The organism is Micromonospora kangleipakensis (assembly GCF_004217615.1).
GTDB classification, from domain to species: Bacteria; Actinomycetota; Actinomycetes; order Mycobacteriales; family Micromonosporaceae; genus Micromonospora; species Micromonospora kangleipakensis.
Window position 1 is genome coordinate 6,570,531 of sequence record NZ_SHLD01000001.1, and the last position, 15,460, is coordinate 6,585,990.

Below are 15,460 nucleotides of genomic sequence, written 5' to 3' on the forward strand. Positions count from 1 at the left end.
GATTAGCGGCGCCGGCCGGCCCGACCGCCCTGGGCGGTCCGCCCCGGCACGGCGTGCACGCTCTGCGCCTGCTGGTTCTCCCGCTCGGCGTCCCAGCGGGCGTACGCGTCGACGATCTCCCCCACCAGCCGGTGGCGGACCACGTCGGAGCTGGAGAGCTGGGCGAAGTGCACGTCCTCGACGTTTTCCAGGATGTCCCGGACCACCCGCAGGCCGCTGGTCGTCCCACCGGGAAGGTCCACCTGGGTGACGTCACCGGTGACCACGATCTTGGAGCCGAAGCCGAGCCGGGTGAGGAACATCTTCATCTGCTCGGGCGTGGTGTTCTGCGCCTCGTCCAGGATGATGAACGCGTCGTTCAGCGTACGGCCCCGCATGTAGGCCAGCGGCGCCACCTCGATGGTGCCGGCCGCCATCAGCTTCGGGATGGTCTCCGGGTCGAGCATGTCGTGCAGCGCGTCGTAGAGCGGACGCAGGTACGGGTCGATCTTCTCGTTGAGCGTGCCCGGCAGGAAGCCCAGCCGCTCCCCCGCCTCGACCGCCGGCCGGGTCAGGATGATCCGGTTGACCTGCTTGGCCTGGAGCGCCTGGACCGCCTTGGCCATGGCCAGGTACGTCTTGCCGGTACCGGCCGGGCCGATGCCGAAGACGATGGTGTGCGAGTCGATGGCGTCGACGTAACGCTTCTGCCCGAGGGTCTTGGGTCGGATGGTGCGACCGCGCCGGGAGAGGATGTTGAGCGTCAGGACCTCGGCGGGCCGCTCCGCGCTGCCCTGCTCGAGCATGCCGACGGTACGCCGGACGGCGTCAGTGGTCAGGGTCTCGCCTTTCTCGATGAGTTCGAGGAGCTCAGTGAAGAGGCGCTCGGCGAGGGCGTTGTCCGCGGGGGCGCCGGTGATGGTGATCTCGTTGCCACGCACGTGGACGTCGCTGTTGACCGAGCGTTCGACGAGTCGCAGGATCTCGTCGCCCGCGCCGAGCAGGTTCACCATGATCTTCGGGTCGGGGACCGTGATCCTGGTCTGCACCCGGGGCAGGCCGGGAGGTGGGGTGCCGGTCATAGATCGGGCCCGTCGGGCCCTGCGCCACCTGCTTCCGATTTCGGCGCCGGGCCCTGCTGGCGCGGCGTGCGGACGTTCTACCCATCGTATCTGGTCAACACCGGACGCACCCCGCCCATTTCGGGTGGTCCGTGATCATCTCCCCGCACGGAAGTCGTACCCGTCGAAGGTCTCCTGGGCCCGGGTGAAGCGGTAGGTGGCCCAGTGCATCCGGACCACCACGCCACGCTCGTCCCGGGTCAGCCGGAGCAGCTCGCCCACCTCCCGGCCGGCGACGGTCCGGAACACATCCGACCGGTCCGGCAGCGGCACGAAGACGGCCGGGGGCCGGCCGGCCGGGTCGTCCGCGCCCCGGGCCCGCAGCGCGCCGTCGTGCCAGGAGAAGACGTACTCGAAGCCCTCGCCCCACCAGCGGCCGAGCACCCCGCGCAGGTGGTCGGGGGCGGGCGGGCCGGGCCGCCACGGCTCGACGTCGGCCGGATCGTGCTCGACCGCGGCGGTGAGCAACTGGTGCGGCAGATCGAAGACCGCCACACCGGTGCCGGAGGAGCCGAGCACGGCGCAGCCCATCGCCCCCGCGGTGCCGTCGCCGCCGCGCCGGCCGTAGACGGCGGCCAGGAAACCGGGCATCGCCCCGTCGTGCCCCACGTGCACCACCCGCTGCGGCTGCGGCACCAGGATCAGGCCGAGCCCGAAGCCGGCCGCCCAGAGCGTCTCGTCGGTGGTGGTGAGCGGCCAGCGCATCTCGTCGAGGGTGGCCGGGGCGAGCACCGCGCCGGCCAGGTCGAGCGCCGCCGGGTCGGCGAGGAAGGCCGCCCAGCGGGCCATGTCCGGGGCGGTGCTCCAGAGCTGGGCGGCCGGGGCCACCGCGCCGAAGTCGGTCGGCGGCTCGGGGTGGGCCTCGTCGGAGTACGCGTCGACCAGGAACCCGGTCGCCGCCCGGTCGCCGGGCATCGGCCCGGTGGCGGTCAGCCCCAGCGGGGCGAGCACCCGCTCGGCCAGCACCTCGACCCAGGTGCCGCCGCGCAGCCGACCGACCAGCTCGCCGAGGAGCGCCATGCCGAGGTTGGAGTAGTGGTAGCGCCGGCCGGTCGGCAGCACCCGCTCGGCCCGGACCAGGTCGGCGAGCAGCTCGTCCACGCCGGGCGCGCGCAGCGAGTCCCAGACGTCGCCGTGCGGCTCCCGTTGCAGGCCCGCGGTGTGCGACAGCAGCCGGCGTACGGTCAGCTCGCCGTGCGCCGGCAGGTCGAGGTGCCGCCCGATCGGGTCGTCCAGGTCCAGCAGGCCGTCGTCCCGGCACTGCATGACCAGCACCGAGGTGAAGGTCTTGGTGACCGAACCGATCCGGAACACCGACTCCGGGCCGAGCGGGGTGTCGTTGCCGGTGTCGCCCACCGCGCAGGTCCAGAGCGGGCGGTCGGCCCGGTGCAGGGCGGCCGAGATCGCCGGCACCCGGCCCCGGGCCTGCGCCTGCCGCACCATCCGGCCGAGCCGGTCGTTAACCGCGATCATGCAGGCAGTGTAGGAAGCGGGCCGCGGGGCCGCCCTCAGCGGGCGAGCATCGGACCGAGCGGGGCACCGCCGAACAGGTGCGCGTGCGCGTGGAAGACCTCCTGACCGGCGTACGCCCCGGTGTTGAACATCAGCCGGAAGCCGTCGGCGAGCAACCCCTCCTCCTCGGCCACGACGGCGGCCGTGGCCAGCACCTCACCGGCCAGGGCCGGGTCGCCCTGGGCGAGGGTGGCCACGTCCGCGTAGTGCTCCTTAGGGATGACCAGCACGTGGACGGGCGACTTGGGGTCGATGTCCCGGAAGGCGAGGGTGGTGGCGGTCTCCCGCACGATGGTGGCCGGGATCTCCCCGGCGACGATCCGGCAGAACAGGCAGTCGGTTCCCATTCGGGCATGCTAAGCGCTGGGCCGGACCGCGCCGCGCCGTTACCGGGCGGGCCGGGCATGATGTCCGGCGTGACTTCTCGGGCGGTACTGGTGACGGGGGCCTCGCGCGGCATCGGACGCGCGGTGGCCCGGGCTTTCGCGACGGGCGGGGACCGGGTGGCGATCCACCACCGAAACTCGGCGGAGCTGGCCGAACGGCTCCGCGAGGAGCTGCCCGGCGAGGGCCACGTGGTGGTCCGCGCCGACCTGGCGGACCCGGACGCGGTGCGGGCGATGGTGGACGAGGCCGCGGAACGCCTCGGCGGGCTGGACGTCCTGGTCAACAACGCGGGCGTGTACGGACCGCGGGACCTGCCCCACCCGGTCTTCGGCAACACCTACGAGCAGTGGCGCCAGCAGTGGCGGCTGGTGCTGGAGACCAACCTGACCGGCGCCGCCAACGTGACCTGGTGCGCCGCCCAGCACATGCGGGAGCGGGGCGGCCGGATCGTCAACGTCTCCTCCCGGGGCGCGTTCCGGGGCGAGCCGCAGCAGCCCGCCTACGGGGCGAGCAAGGCGGGACTGAACGCGCTCGGCCAGTCGCTGGCGCTGGCCCTGGCCCCGTACGGCATCGCGGTGGCGACCGTCGCCCCCGGGTTCGTCGAGACGGACATGACCACCGAACACCTCACCGGCGAGGGCGGCGACGCGATCCGCGCGCAGAGCCCGTTCAACCGGGTCGCCCGCCCGGAGGAGATCGCCGCCGCCGTCCACTGGCTGGCCAGCCCCGAGGCCGAGTGGGCCTCCGGCACCATCGTCGACCTGAACGGCGCCTCCTACCTGCGCACCTGATCCCGGCGCCGACGGCGGGCGGCTGCGGGAGGGCGGGTCACCAGCGGGCGAGGCGGGTGGCGAGGACGGCGAGGGCCGCCACGCCGGCCGTGGACGTCCGGAGCACGGACGGTCCCAGCCGCACCGGGCTTGCGCCGGCCTCGCGGAAGGCCGACAGCTCGGCCGGGGCGATGCCGCCCTCGGGACCGACCACCAGCACGATCTCCCCGGTGGCGGGCAGCTCGGCGGTGGTCAGCCGCTCGTCGGCCTCCTCGTGCAGCACGAACGCGGCGGCGGCCCCGGCGATCCGCCGGACGACCGTCTGGGTGGACTCGTCCGGAGACCCGGCCACCACCGGCAGCCAGGCCCGGCGGGCCTGCTTGGCCGCCTCCCGGGCGGTCGCCGCCCACTTCTCCCGGGCCCGTACGCCCCGGTCGCCGCGCCACTGCGCCACCGAGCGGGACGCCGCCCAGGGGACGATCTCGTCCACCCCGACCTCGGTCATCGCCTGTACGGCCAGCTCGCCCCGGTCGCCCTTGGCGATGCCCTGCACCACCACGAGCCGCGGGACGGAGGCGTCGACGTACCCCCGGGAGGTGACCCGGAGGTCGAGGGTGCCCTTGCCGACGGCGGTGACCACGGCGGCGGCCGTGCCGCCCCGACCGTCGGCGAGCAGCAGCTCCTCGCCGGCCCGCAGCCGCTGCACGTTCGCGGCGTGGTGCCCCTCGGGACCGTCCAGCGTCAGCGCGTCACCGGTGGGCAGCGCCTCCACCAGGAACAGCGGCGCGGACACCTCAGGCGTGCCCGTTGAAGGCGTCGCGCATCCGGGAGAAGAAGCCGCCCTGCTTGGTCAGCTCGGCGACCTCCTCGCCCCGGGTCTTGGCGAAGTCGCGCAGCATCCGCTCCTGGTCGGCGTCGAGCTTGGTCGGCGTCCGCACGTCCAGGTGGACGTAGAGGTCACCCCGGCCGGTGCCGCGCAGGTGCGGCACGCCCCGGGCGCGCAGCCGCAGCGTGCTGCCCGGCTGGGTACCCGCCTTGACGTCGACGGTCTCCTCGCTGTCCAGAGTCTTGATGGTCAGCCGGGTGCCGAGCGCGGCGGCGGTCATCGGCACGGTGACGCGGCAGTGCAGGTCGTCGCCCTTGCGGGAGTAGACGTCGTGCGGCCGCTCGTGGATCTCCACGTAGAGGTCGCCGGCGGTGCCGCCGCCCGGGCCGACCTCGCCCTGCTGGGCCAGCCGGATCCGCATGCCGTCCTCGACCCCGGCCGGGATCTTGACGGTCAGCGAGCGGCGGGTCCGCACCCGGCCGTCGCCGGCGCAGGTCGGGCAGGGGTGCGGGATGGTGGTGCCGTAGCCCTGGCAGACGGTGCACGGCCGGGCGGAGACCACCTGTCCCAGGAAGGTCCGCTGCACCGACTGCACCTCACCCCGGCCGCCGCACGCCTCGCAGGTGGCCAGGTGGGTGCCGGCCGCGGTGCCGGCGCCGGCGCAGGTGGTGCAGAGCACGGCGGTGTCGACGGTGATCGGCGCCTCGACGCCGAACGCGGTCTCGTGCAGGTCCAGCTCCAGCCGCAGGATCGCGTCCGCGCCCGGCCGGGTCCGCGGGCGCGGCCCCCGGGCGCCGCCCGCGGCGCCGCCGAAGAAGGCGTCCATGATGTCCTGGAAGCCGACGAACGGGCCGGCCCCGCCGGGACCACCCGGGCCGCCGGCGCCCCCGCCGCCCGGCGCGAGCGGGTCGCCGCCCAGGTCGACGATCTGCCGTTTCCGATCGTCCGAGAGGACCTCGTACGCGGCGTTGATGTCCTTGAACTTCTCCTGTGCCTCCGGGTCCGGATTGACGTCCGGGTGGAACTGCCGCGCCAGCTTGCGGTAGGCGCGCTTGATCTCGTCGTCGGAGGCCTCCCGGCTCACGCCGAGAATGCCGTAGTAGTCCCTGGCCACTGCGTTCCGTGTCCTCATGTTCGTCTCGCGTTGCGCCGGTCGGCGGCCGGAGCCGGCCGTCGGCCCTGACTGGTCAGTTCTGGGCCAGCAGCTCGCCCACGTAGCGTGCCACGGCCCTCACCGTGGCGATGTTGCCGGGGTAGTCCATCCGGGTGGGCCCGAGCACGCCGAGACCGCCGACGATGTTCGCCCCCGGGCCGTAACCGGTGCTCACCACCGAGGCGGCCCGCAGGTTGTCGATCTCGTTCTCGTCGCCGATCAGCACCCGGGTGGTGCTCGGCTCCGCCTCGCCGATCAGCTTGAGCAGCACGACCTCCTCCTCGAGCGCCTCGAGGATGGGGCGCAGCGAGCCTTGGAAGTCGAGCAGTCCGCCGCGGGTGAGGTTGGCCGTGCCGGCCAGCGCGATCCGCTCCTCGTGCCGCTCCACCAGCGTCTCCAGCAGCACGGTGGAGAGCGTGGTCATGGCGCCGCGCAGATGCGGGGCCGACTCGTCGACCAGCGCCTGGACCAGCGGCGGGGTCTCCGAGAGCCGGCTGCCGACCAGCTTCTCGTTGACCAGCCGGCGCAGGTCGGTGACGTCGTCGGCGGGGATCGGCGCGGGCAGCTCGACCAGCCGCTGCTCGACCCGACCGGTGTCGGCGATCATGACCAGCATCAGCCGGGTGGTGGAGATCGGCACCAGCTCCAGGTGGCGCACCGAGGAGCGGGCCAGGCTCGGGTACTGGACCACGGCGACCTGCCGGGTGAGCTGGGCCAGCAGCCGGACGGTGCGGTGCACCACGTCGTCCAGGTCGACGGCCCCGACCAGGAAGCGCTCGATCGCCCGGCGCTCGGCCGGGCTGAGCGGCTTGACCCGGGAGAGCCGGTCGACGAAGAGCCGGTAGCCGCGGTCGGTGGGCACCCGGCCCGCGCTGGTGTGCGGCTGCCGGATGTAGCCCTCTTCCTCCAGCACCGCCATGTCGTTGCGCACGGTCGCCGGGGAGACGCCCAGCTGGTGCCGCTCGACCAGGGCCTTGCTGCCCACCGGCTCCTGCGTGGCGACGTAGTCCTCGACGATCGCGCGCAGCACGGCGAGCTTGCGGTCGTCGAGACCCATCTCCCCACCTCCTGAAGCACCCTCGACCCGCCGCCGGCACGGCAGCGGCCGGGCACCTGGCACTCGACTGTAGCGAGTGCCAGTCTACGTCGGCGCCACCCCCGACGCGATGATCACCGACGGACCAGGGGTGCGGGCCGCCACGAAGCCTCTGCGCCAGGGCCGATCAGCCGGACATCCCGGGCGATGTCGCTCTGGTGCCGCCTTGCGGGCAACCCCTACCGTGACGTCCATGACTGAACCACCTCGCCCTCCCGGAGCGGGGGACGCCGGCGCCCAGCCGGACCCGACCCCGCCGTCGGCACCGTACGGCTCGTCGGCGGACGAGCCGCCCACCGCACCACTGTCCGGGGCGCCGGGCGCGGGCGGCTATCCCCCGCCCGGCGGCTCGCCGCCGCCCTCCGGCGGTCAGCCGCCATCGGGTGGCTACCCCCCTCCGGGCGGCTACCCGCCGCCGGGCGTCGGCTATCCGACCGGCGGCGCGTACGGCGCCCCGAGCGGCTGGGCCAACAACGAGGACAAGACCTGGGCGTTGATCGCGCACTTCGGCGGCGCGGCGGCGATGTTCGTCAGCGGCGGCGTGCTGGGCTGGCTCCCGCCGCTGGTCGCCATGCTGGCCCGGGGCAACCAGTCGCCGACGGTGCGCCAGCACGCGGTCGCGGCGCTCAACTTCCAGCTGCTCTGGTCGATCGTCGGCCTGGTCGGCTGGGCCCTGGCCTGCATCGCGATCGGTTTCCTCGCGGTCGGCGCGGCGGTCATCCTCGGCGTCGTGTTCGGCATCCTCGCCGGCGTCAAGGCCAACGAGGGTCAGTTCTACCGCTATCCGATGAGCATCAGCCTGGTGAAGTGACGCCCCGCCCGGCCGGCCCAGGGGTCGGCCGGGCGACCGGCGGTCAGGGCAGCAGGTCGCGGACCACCGCGTCGGCCAGCAGCCGGCCGCGCAGGGTGAGCACGGCCCGGCCGGCCGCGTACTCGTCGGCGGCCAGCAGCCCGCCGGCCAGGGCACGCTCGGCCCCGGCCCGCCCCGCGTCGTCGAGCACGGCCAGCGGCAGCCCGGAGGCGAGCCGCAGCCGCAGCATCACGTCCTCCATGTGCGCCTCGTCCGGCGTGAGCAGCTCCCGGGCCAGGCCGGGCGACTCCCCGGCGGCGAGCCGCTCGGCGTACGTCGTCGGGTGCTTGACGTTCCACCAGCGCACCCCGCCGACGTGGCTGTGCGCCCCCGGCCCGAGGCCCCACCAGTCCGCGCCGGTCCAGTAGAGCAGGTTGTGCCGGCACCGGGCCGCCGCTGAGCGGGCCCAGTTGGAGACCTCGTACCAGGAGAAACCGGCCGCGTCGAGGGCCGCCTCCGCGGCCAGGTAGCGGTCCGCCGCCACGTCGTCGCTCGGGTACGGCAGCTCGCCGCGCCGCATCCGCGCGGCCAGCCGGGTGCCGTCCTCCACGATCAGGGCGTACGCGCTGACGTGGTCGACCCCGGCCGCGACCACCTGGTCCAGCGAGGCGGCGAAGTCCTCGGCGCGCTCCCCCGGCGTGCCGTAGATCAGGTCGAGGTTGACGTGGTCGAACCCGGCGTCGCGCGCCTCCAGGGCGGCGGCGGTGGCCCGGCCGGCGCTGTGCTTGCGGTCGAGGATCGCCAGCACCCCCGGCGCGGCGGACTGCATGCCCAGCGAGATCCGGGTGTAACCGGCGGCCCGCAGCGTCTTCAGCGACTCCGGCGTGACCGACTCGGGGTTGGCCTCGGTGGTCACCTCGGCGTCGGCGGCGAGCCCCCAGACGCGGTCGATCCCCTCCAGGATGCGGGCCAGGTCGTCGGCGGGGAGAAGGGTGGGCGTGCCGCCACCGACGAAGACGGTGTCCACCCGCGGCGGCGGGCTGTCGCCCAGCACCCGGCCCGCCAGGGCCAGCTCGGCCAGCACCGTGTCGGCGTACGACTCGCGGCTGGCCCCGCCCCCCAGCTCCGCCGCGGTGTACGTGTTGAAGTCGCAGTAGCCGCAGCGGCTGGCGCAGAACGGGACGTGCACGTACACGCCGAAACCGCGCGCGCCGACCGCGCGAATGGCGGCAGCGGGCAGCGACCCGTCACGCGGGACGGATTCACCTTCTGGAAGAGCGCCGGGCATGGCAACTAGTGTGCCCGGCATGACCTCTCCGGACGCTCTCGTGCGGGTCGCCACGGCCCGTGGGGTGACCACCCTCACCCTGGACAGCCCGCACAACCGCAACGCGCTCTCCACCCCGCTGATGACCGAGCTGCTGGCCGGGCTGGCTGCGGCGGTCGCCGACGACGCGGTCCGGGCCGTCGTGCTGGACCACACCGGCCCGGTCTTCTGCTCCGGGGCGGACCTGAAGGAGACCGCCGCCGCGTACGCCAGCGGCAGCGTGCCGGCCGGGATGCTGGGCGACGTGCTGGTCGCCGTACGGGAGTGCCCGAAGCCGGTGCTGGCGAAGGTGGCCGGGCCGGCCCGGGCCGGCGGGCTGGGGCTGATCGCCGCGGCCGACCTGGCGGTCTGCGCCGAGGAGGCGACCTTCGCCTTCACCGAGGTACGGATCGGGGTGATCCCGGCGGTCATCTCGGCGACTGTGCTGCCCCGGCTGCACCCCCGGGCCGCCGCCGAGCTGTACCTGACCGGGGACAGCTTCGACGGCCGCCGCGCCGCGGAGATCGGCCTGGTCACCGCGGCCGTGCCGGCGGACGGGCTGGACGCGGCGGTGGCGCGTTACTGCGACTCGCTGGTCCGGGGCGCGCCGCGGGCCCTGGCGGGCGCCAAGGAGCTGCTGCGCCGGCCGGCCGCCACCGATCTGCGCGCCGAGATCGCCGAGTTGGCCACCCTCTCCACCGGCTACTTCCTCTCCGACGAGGGCCGGGAGGGCGTGCTCGCCTTCCGCGAAAAAAGGTTGGCCGGCTGGGTGGCCGCTCTGGACGGTGGTCCGGGAGAGGGTGCGAGCTAGGAACCGTCACCGACAGGTGCTCCCGGTGGCCGGGTGGTGACGGAACGGGAGGCAACCGGTCGGACGACCCGACCGGCGCTCGGGGGGACGTACGCTTGGCGGACTGTCGAACAGGAGGTGCGGGTGCGAACTCGGGCAATCGGGGCAGCCGGTGTGGTGGTGGCCGTCGTCGCCCTCCTCGGGATCTGGTTCGTGGCCCGGCAGGTCGGGCACCAGATCCACCTCCCGACGGCCAGCCGCACCTGCACCGTCCAGGCCGACGGCCGGGTCGTGCTCGGCGCCGACCAGATGGCCAACGCGGCCACCATCGCGGCGATCGGCGTGCAGCGGCAGATGCCCGAGCAGGCCGTGGTGGTGGCGCTGGCGACCGCGTACCAGGAGTCGCACCTGAAGAACCTCGCCCACGGCGACCGGGACTCGCTCGGCCTGTTCCAGCAACGCCCGAGCCAGGGCTGGGGCACCGCGGAGCAGATCCAGGACCCGCGCTACGCGGCGAACCGGTTCTACGCGGCGCTGAAGAAGGTCAAGGGCTGGGAGGACATGCGGGTCACCGAGGCCGCCCAGCGGGTCCAGCGGTCGGCCTATCCCGAGGCGTACCAGAAGTGGGCGGACGAGTCGCAGGTCCTCACCCGCGCGCTGCTCGGCCACGCGACCGGCGCGGTGGCCTGCACGGTCGGGCCGACGCCGGCGATGCGCGGCCAGGCCGCCGCGACCGCGCTGATCCAGGGGCTGACCCTCGACTGGGGGTTGCCGGGCGTCGCCTCGCCGACCGACCTGACCGGGTTGGCGGTGTCGGCGCCGGACAGCCGCAACGGCTGGCGGTACGCCCACTGGCTGGTGTCGCACGCCGACGACCACGGGGTGAAGCGGGTCCGCTTCGGCGGCCTGGAGTGGACCGCCGAGCAGGGCACCTGGGCCAAGGTGGCGAACGGGCGGGCGGCCCCGACCCAGGTGCTGGCGGAGGTCTTCGCGGACACGTAGGCCGGCCCGCGGCCCGACGCGCGGCCGGGGTCAGGGGCGGCTGCCGGAGAGCCGGCGGCGGGCCTTCTCCCGGATCGGCTCGGGCAGCTCCGGGGCGTCCAGCAGCCGGGGCAGCAGCTCCGGCTCCAGGCTCATCGCCCGGAACACCTGGCCGATCGTCACCCCGTGCTCCGGGCGCGTCACCACCTCGACCGGGTCGCCGGCGCCGACCTCACCCTCCCGCAGCACCCGCAGGTACGCCCCCGGCGTGGCCCGCGCGGTGAACCGCTTGATCAGGTCGGGCATCCCCCAGAAGCCGGCGAAGGTGGTGCACGGCGTGCGGGGCTTGGTGACCTGGAGCAGCGCGTCGCCGATGGCCCACTGCTCGCCGATGACCGCCCCGGTGACGTCCACCGCGTACGTGGTGAGGTTCTCGCCGAAGCCGCCGGGCCGGACGCCGCGGCCCAGCTCGGCCGACCACCAGTCGGCGTCCTCCTCGGCGTAGGCGTAGACGGCCTGGTCGGGGCCGCCGTGGTGGGCCCGCTCGCCGATGAAGTCGCCGGCCACCCCGTCGACGCGCAGCAGCACGGGCCCGGCGACCGGCCGCTTGTCGATGCCCGTGCGACCGCTCGGGTCGCCCGCCCACTCCGCCTCGGTCACCACTGCGAGGTTCACCGCCGCCAGCCTGCCCGTCATGGCGGTCAGCCTAGTCGCCGGCCCGGCGCGGCGTCGTCCCGGAAAGTACTTGCCTACAAGGAAAGCGAAGCGTTTACTTTCCTTGTAGGCAAGTACTCGCCCCACTAGCAAGGGGGACGCCATGTCCGAGCCGAGAATCAGCCCCGCTGCGGCCGCCGACGCGCTGGTCGAGATCCACACCCGGCGCGACCAGGCGGTCACCGTCGCCCTCGTCCCCGGCTGGTACTGGCCCGCCCTGGGCGGCCTGATGGTGGCCTTCACCGCCGCCGTCGAGACGCACCGGCCGTGGGTCGTCGCGGTCGGCTCCGTCGGGTACGCGGTCGGCCTCGGCACCCTGGTCGCGCGGGTCGCGCTGCGGCACCGGGCCCAGGTCCACGGCTCCCTGCTCGGTGTCCGCGGCGCGGCGGCCATCGTCGGTTACGTGCTCTGCCTGGTCGCCCTCGGCCTGGTCACCGGGTTCGCCGCCGAGTCGGCCGGGCTGGCCTGGCCGGCGACGCTCGGCACGGCGGCCACGGCGGGGGCGATGACCGCCAGCGGGCAGTCCCTGATGGGATACCTTCGCGGCGTGATGACCTCCCGCCCGATCGGCGGCGGCCGGTGAGCGCACCCCGGTTCGACGAGCTGATTCACGCGCCCACCCGGCTCGCCCTGGTGAGCCTGCTCGCCGCCATCGACTGGGCCGAGTTCCGCTACCTGCGCGAGCAGCTCGGGCTCTCCGACTCGGCGCTGTCCAAGCAGCTCAGCATTCTGGAACAGGCCGGCTACGTCGAGGTGCGCAAGAGCTTCGTGGGCAAGCGGCCGCGTACCTCAATCAAGCTGAGTCGGCGCGGGCGCGGCGCGTTCGACGGGCACGTCGCGGCGTTGCAGCAGATCGTGGCGCAGGCCGGCGCGAGCGTCCTGCCGGGGACCTGACGGGAGCCACCCGGGCTCCCGTCGTGGCTCAGCCCTTGACGGCGCCTGCCACCAGGCCGGAGACCATCCGGCGCTGCACCAGCAGGAAGAAGACGATCACCGGCAGGGTGAAGAGCGTCGAGGCCGCCATCACCGACCCCCAGGCGGTGTCGTCCCGCCCGAAGAAGTAGGTCATCGCCACCGGGAGGGTGTACCGGTCCTGGTCGTTGATGAAGGTCAGCGCGAAGATCAGCTCGTTCCAGGCGGTGATGAAGGAGAAGATGCTGGTGGCGACCAGCCCCGGGGCGACCAGCGGGAAGAGGATCCGCCGGAAGGTCTGGGCCCGGCTCGCGCCGTCGATCGCCGCCGCCTCCTCCAGCTCCTTGGGCACCGCCGCCACGAAGCCGCGCAGCATCCACACGGCGAACGGCAGCGAGAAGCCGAGGTAGGTCAGGATCAGGCTGGGCAGCGTGTTGTAGAGCCCGAGCCGCTGGATCATGAGGAAGAGCGGGATGACCAGCGCCTCCAGCGGGATCATCTGCACCACCAGCAGCAGGATCAGGAACGTGGTGCGCAGCCGGAACCGGAACCGGGCCACCGCGGTCGCCGCGAGCAGCGCGACCAGGCCGCTGAGCAGCACCGTCGCCAGCGCGACCAGGGCGCTGTTGAGGAAGAAGTCGGCGAACGTCACGCCCGGGATCAGGTTGCCGGTGAGGATCTCCCGGTAGTGCTCCAGGGTGGGCTCCGCCGGCACCGGGCGCGGCGTGGCCGAGAAGATCTCCCGGTTCGGCTTCAGGGAGGTGGCGATCATCCAGTAGACCGGGAAGGCCGCGAAGAGCGCGACCAGCAGGCCGGCGCCGTTGAGGGCGAACTTCTTCACGACTCGTCCTCCTGCCGGAGCACCATCCGGACGTAGACACCGGTCACCACGAGCAGGATCAGGGTCAGGATGACCGCGATCGACGCCCCGAGGCCGTACTTCGGCGGCGGCGAGAACGCCTCCGCGTACGAGTAGATGGAGAGCATGAACGTGGAGCGGTCCTGGGTGCCGCCGGCCAGCACGAACTGCTGGGTGAAGACCTTGAAGTCCCAGATCGTGGAGAGCACCACCAGGATGCCGAAGACCGGTCGCAGGGCGGGGAAGGTGACCGACCAGAAGACCCGCCACGGGCCGGCCCCGTCCACCCGGGCGGCCTCCTGCAGCTCGCTCGGCACGCTCTTCAGACCGGCCAGCACGCTGACCGCGATGAACGGGAACGAGTGCCAGACCACCACCAGGGTCAGGATCGAGAAGAACAGCAGGGGGTCGTTGAACCAGCCGTAGCCGGTCCAGTCGCTGCGCCCGAAGAGCGCGGTGGAGAGCCCGTCGGGAAGCTTGTTGAACAGCCAGGTGACCAGGCCGCTGGTGTCGTCGAAGATCCACTTCCAGACGATGGTGCCGGTCAGCGCCGGGGTGGCCCAGGCCAGCATCACGCAGCTGGCGACGAAGGTGGCCATCCGCTTGCCGAGCCGGTTGAGCAGCAGCCCGACCACGGTGCCGAGGATCATCGTCAGCACCACGTTGGCCGCGGCGAAGAGCACCGTGTTGCGCAGCACCGTACGGAAGAACGGGTCGCCGAGGATCTGGGCGTAGTTGGCGAACCCCACCCAGGGCCACTCGCGGTCCCCGCGCAGCTGCCGAACGCTGTCCAGCTTGTAGAAGGACATGCCCACCACCTGGCCGAGGGGCCAGAGCAGCAGCACCCCGATGATCACCAGGCAGGGCAGGAGCAGCAGGTACGGCAGGCGGTCCACGCGAGGCCGCCGCCGCGCGGGGGTCTCCCGCGCGGCGGCCGTCCCGGTGCTCTTGGTCAGTAAGCTCACTTGCTGTTCAAAATGCCTTCCATCTCGGTGGCCGCGTCGGCGGTGGCCTTCTCGACCGTCTTCTGACCCTTGATGACCGAGCTGTTCATCGCCTGGGTCACCGTCTTGGTCCGGCTGACCTCGACCCACTTCGGGGTGAGCGGGGTCAGCTTGGTGTTCTGCATGGTGGTGGCGAACGCGGCCATCACCTTGTCGTTGGCGTAGTTACCGCCGCCGACCAGATCCTGGTAGACCGGGAAGAAGTTCAAGCTGCTGGCGAACTCCTGGTCCTTCTGCTTGCTCAGCAGCACGGTCAGGTAGTCCCAGGCCAGGTCCTGCCGCTTGCTGTCCTTCCAGAGGGCGATGTCGGAGCCGCCCGCGAAGGCCGGGGCCGGCTTGCCGTCCGGGCCGGGGATGGGGAAGGTGCCCCACACCTTCTCGATCTCCGGGTTGTCCTTCTTCATGGCGCCGCCCTGCCAGCTGCCGGCGAAGGCCATCGCCGCCTTGCCGGTGGCGAACTGGGTGCGGGCGTCGACCTCGTTCCAGCCGGCGGCGGCCGGCGGGGCGACCTTGTGCACGGTCACCAGGTCGGTCCAGAACTTGACCGCCTTCTGCGCCTCCGGCGTGTTGTAGCCGGACTTCCAGGTGTCGCCGTCCTTGGTGGCGATCTCGCCGCCGGCGGCCCAGAGGAAGGAGTAGAACGGCAGCTCGGAGTTGCCGGGCAGGGCGATGCCGTAGGTGCCCGGCTTCTTGGCCTGGACGGCCTTCGCGGTGGCGACCAGCTCGTCCCAGGTGGTCGGCGGCTTCACGCCGGCCTCGGCGAACCAGTCGGTGCGGTAGTAGACGGCCCGCACGCCGGCGTACCACGGCACGCCGTACTGCTTGCCGTCGAGCTGGGCGTTCTTGACCAGGCCGGGAAGGATGTCCTTCCCCTCGGACCAGCCGTTGAACTTCTCGGTGACGTCGGCGAGGGCCTCCTGGGCCGCCCAGCCCTGGGTCTCGGTGTTGCCGAGCTCGGTGACGTCCGGTCCCTCGCCGCCGGCGAGCGCCGCCTGGAACTTCTTCGGCGCCTCGAGCCACGGGATGTACTGGACGACCACGTCCGTCTCGGGATGCTTCTTCTTGAATTCGGCCTCGACTCCGTCGAGGAACGTGGTCTGGGCGTCGCCGCCCTCACCCATCATCCAGACCGTCAGCTTGCTGTTGTCCGCGGCCTTGTCGTCGTCAGCCGAGCCACCGCAGCCGGCGAGCACCATCGCGGCCGAGGCCACGATGGCGGTGACCGGCGCCAGCTGCTTCCACCTGTTCACGCCCATATCT

The 15,460-nt window shown here is 73.0% G+C and carries 17 protein-coding genes; 6 read left to right on the forward strand and 11 right to left on the reverse strand.

Going from position 1 to position 15,460, the window contains the following annotated elements:
- Window positions 1–2 precede the first annotated feature (2 nt).
- The 3 genes from EV384_RS31275 to EV384_RS31285 all read right to left on the reverse strand — a co-directional run bounded on the left by EV384_RS31275 (window position 3) and on the right by EV384_RS31285 (window position 2,959).
- Window positions 3–1,061, reverse strand: a complete 1,059-nt coding sequence (locus EV384_RS31275) for a PhoH family protein (RefSeq protein WP_130339040.1) — start codon at window positions 1,059–1,061, stop codon at window positions 3–5.
- Window positions 1,062–1,196: 135 nt separating this feature from the next.
- Complete coding sequence (locus EV384_RS31280) at window positions 1,197–2,573, reverse strand: serine hydrolase domain-containing protein (protein WP_130339042.1); 1,377 nt, start codon at window positions 2,571–2,573, stop codon at window positions 1,197–1,199.
- A gap of 35 nt (window positions 2,574–2,608) precedes the next feature.
- Window positions 2,609–2,959 carry a histidine triad nucleotide-binding protein gene (locus EV384_RS31285; RefSeq protein ID WP_130339044.1) on the reverse strand — a complete coding sequence of 117 codons (351 nt, stop codon included), beginning with the start codon at window positions 2,957–2,959 and terminating at the stop codon, window positions 2,609–2,611.
- A gap of 69 nt (window positions 2,960–3,028) precedes the next feature.
- Between EV384_RS31285 and EV384_RS31290 the strand changes: the two genes are divergently transcribed.
- Window positions 3,029–3,790 carry an SDR family oxidoreductase gene (locus tag EV384_RS31290; RefSeq protein WP_130339046.1) on the forward strand — a complete coding sequence of 254 codons (762 nt, stop codon included), beginning with the start codon at window positions 3,029–3,031 and terminating at the stop codon, window positions 3,788–3,790.
- 37 nt (window positions 3,791–3,827) lie between these two features.
- Here EV384_RS31290 and EV384_RS31295 read toward each other — a convergent pair whose 3' ends face one another.
- From EV384_RS31295 to hrcA, 3 genes are all read right to left on the reverse strand, one after another.
- Entirely contained in the window at window positions 3,828–4,562 is a 735-nt protein-coding gene (locus EV384_RS31295) for a 16S rRNA (uracil(1498)-N(3))-methyltransferase (protein ID WP_130339048.1), read from the reverse strand.
- Between the two features lies 1 nt (window position 4,563).
- A complete protein-coding gene (gene dnaJ / locus EV384_RS31300) occupies window positions 4,564–5,709 on the reverse strand; it encodes a molecular chaperone DnaJ (RefSeq protein ID WP_207232699.1) in 1,146 nt (381 codons plus the stop codon).
- Between the two features lie 73 nt (window positions 5,710–5,782).
- Window positions 5,783–6,805, reverse strand: coding sequence for a heat-inducible transcriptional repressor HrcA (gene hrcA / locus EV384_RS31305; RefSeq protein ID WP_130339051.1), 1,023 nt, complete (start codon window positions 6,803–6,805; stop codon window positions 5,783–5,785).
- Between the two features lie 232 nt (window positions 6,806–7,037).
- Between hrcA and EV384_RS31310 the strand changes: the two genes are divergently transcribed.
- On the forward strand, window positions 7,038–7,655 hold the full coding sequence (locus EV384_RS31310; protein WP_130339053.1) for a DUF4870 domain-containing protein: 618 nt from the start codon (window positions 7,038–7,040) through the stop codon (window positions 7,653–7,655).
- Window positions 7,656–7,698: 43 nt separating this feature from the next.
- Here the strand turns inward: EV384_RS31310 and hemW are convergent, their stop codons facing one another.
- Window positions 7,699–8,922, reverse strand: a complete 1,224-nt coding sequence (gene hemW, locus EV384_RS31315) for a radical SAM family heme chaperone HemW (protein ID WP_207232520.1) — start codon at window positions 8,920–8,922, stop codon at window positions 7,699–7,701.
- A gap of 19 nt (window positions 8,923–8,941) precedes the next feature.
- Between hemW and EV384_RS31320 the strand changes: the two genes are divergently transcribed.
- The gene (locus tag EV384_RS31320; RefSeq protein WP_130339057.1) at window positions 8,942–9,751 is read left to right on the forward strand and encodes an enoyl-CoA hydratase-related protein; all 810 of its coding nucleotides are present in this window, start codon (window positions 8,942–8,944) and stop codon (window positions 9,749–9,751) included.
- 117 nt (window positions 9,752–9,868) lie between these two features.
- Window positions 9,869–10,732 carry a hypothetical protein gene (locus tag EV384_RS31325; protein WP_207232521.1) on the forward strand — a complete coding sequence of 288 codons (864 nt, stop codon included), beginning with the start codon at window positions 9,869–9,871 and terminating at the stop codon, window positions 10,730–10,732.
- 30 nt (window positions 10,733–10,762) lie between these two features.
- Here the strand turns inward: EV384_RS31325 and EV384_RS31330 are convergent, their stop codons facing one another.
- Window positions 10,763–11,407 (reverse strand): MOSC domain-containing protein, encoded by a 645-nt coding sequence (locus EV384_RS31330; protein WP_130339061.1) that lies wholly within the window; start codon window positions 11,405–11,407, stop codon window positions 10,763–10,765.
- 121 nt (window positions 11,408–11,528) lie between these two features.
- Between EV384_RS31330 and EV384_RS31335 the strand changes: the two genes are divergently transcribed.
- Together EV384_RS31335 and EV384_RS31340 are read left to right on the forward strand one after the other, a co-directional pair.
- Window positions 11,529–12,008, forward strand: a complete 480-nt coding sequence (locus EV384_RS31335) for a hypothetical protein (RefSeq protein WP_130339063.1) — start codon at window positions 11,529–11,531, stop codon at window positions 12,006–12,008.
- Complete coding sequence (locus EV384_RS31340) at window positions 12,005–12,319, forward strand: winged helix-turn-helix domain-containing protein (protein WP_130339065.1); 315 nt, start codon at window positions 12,005–12,007, stop codon at window positions 12,317–12,319. Before EV384_RS31335 ends, EV384_RS31340 begins: the two co-directional genes overlap by 4 nt.
- Window positions 12,320–12,347: 28 nt before the next feature.
- Here EV384_RS31340 and EV384_RS31345 read toward each other — a convergent pair whose 3' ends face one another.
- From EV384_RS31345 to EV384_RS31355, 3 genes are read right to left on the reverse strand one after another with little or no spacing between them, the layout of a single operon-like run.
- Entirely contained in the window at window positions 12,348–13,178 is an 831-nt protein-coding gene (locus EV384_RS31345; protein ID WP_130339067.1) for a carbohydrate ABC transporter permease, read from the reverse strand.
- Window positions 13,175–14,161 (reverse strand): carbohydrate ABC transporter permease, encoded by a 987-nt coding sequence (locus tag EV384_RS31350; protein WP_130339069.1) that lies wholly within the window; start codon window positions 14,159–14,161, stop codon window positions 13,175–13,177. Before EV384_RS31350 ends, EV384_RS31345 begins: the two co-directional genes overlap by 4 nt.
- Window positions 14,158–15,450, reverse strand: a complete 1,293-nt coding sequence (locus tag EV384_RS31355) for a sugar ABC transporter substrate-binding protein (protein WP_130339071.1) — start codon at window positions 15,448–15,450, stop codon at window positions 14,158–14,160. The genes EV384_RS31350 and EV384_RS31355 overlap by 4 nt, the downstream gene beginning before the upstream one ends.
- Window positions 15,451–15,460: the final 10 nt, after the last annotated feature.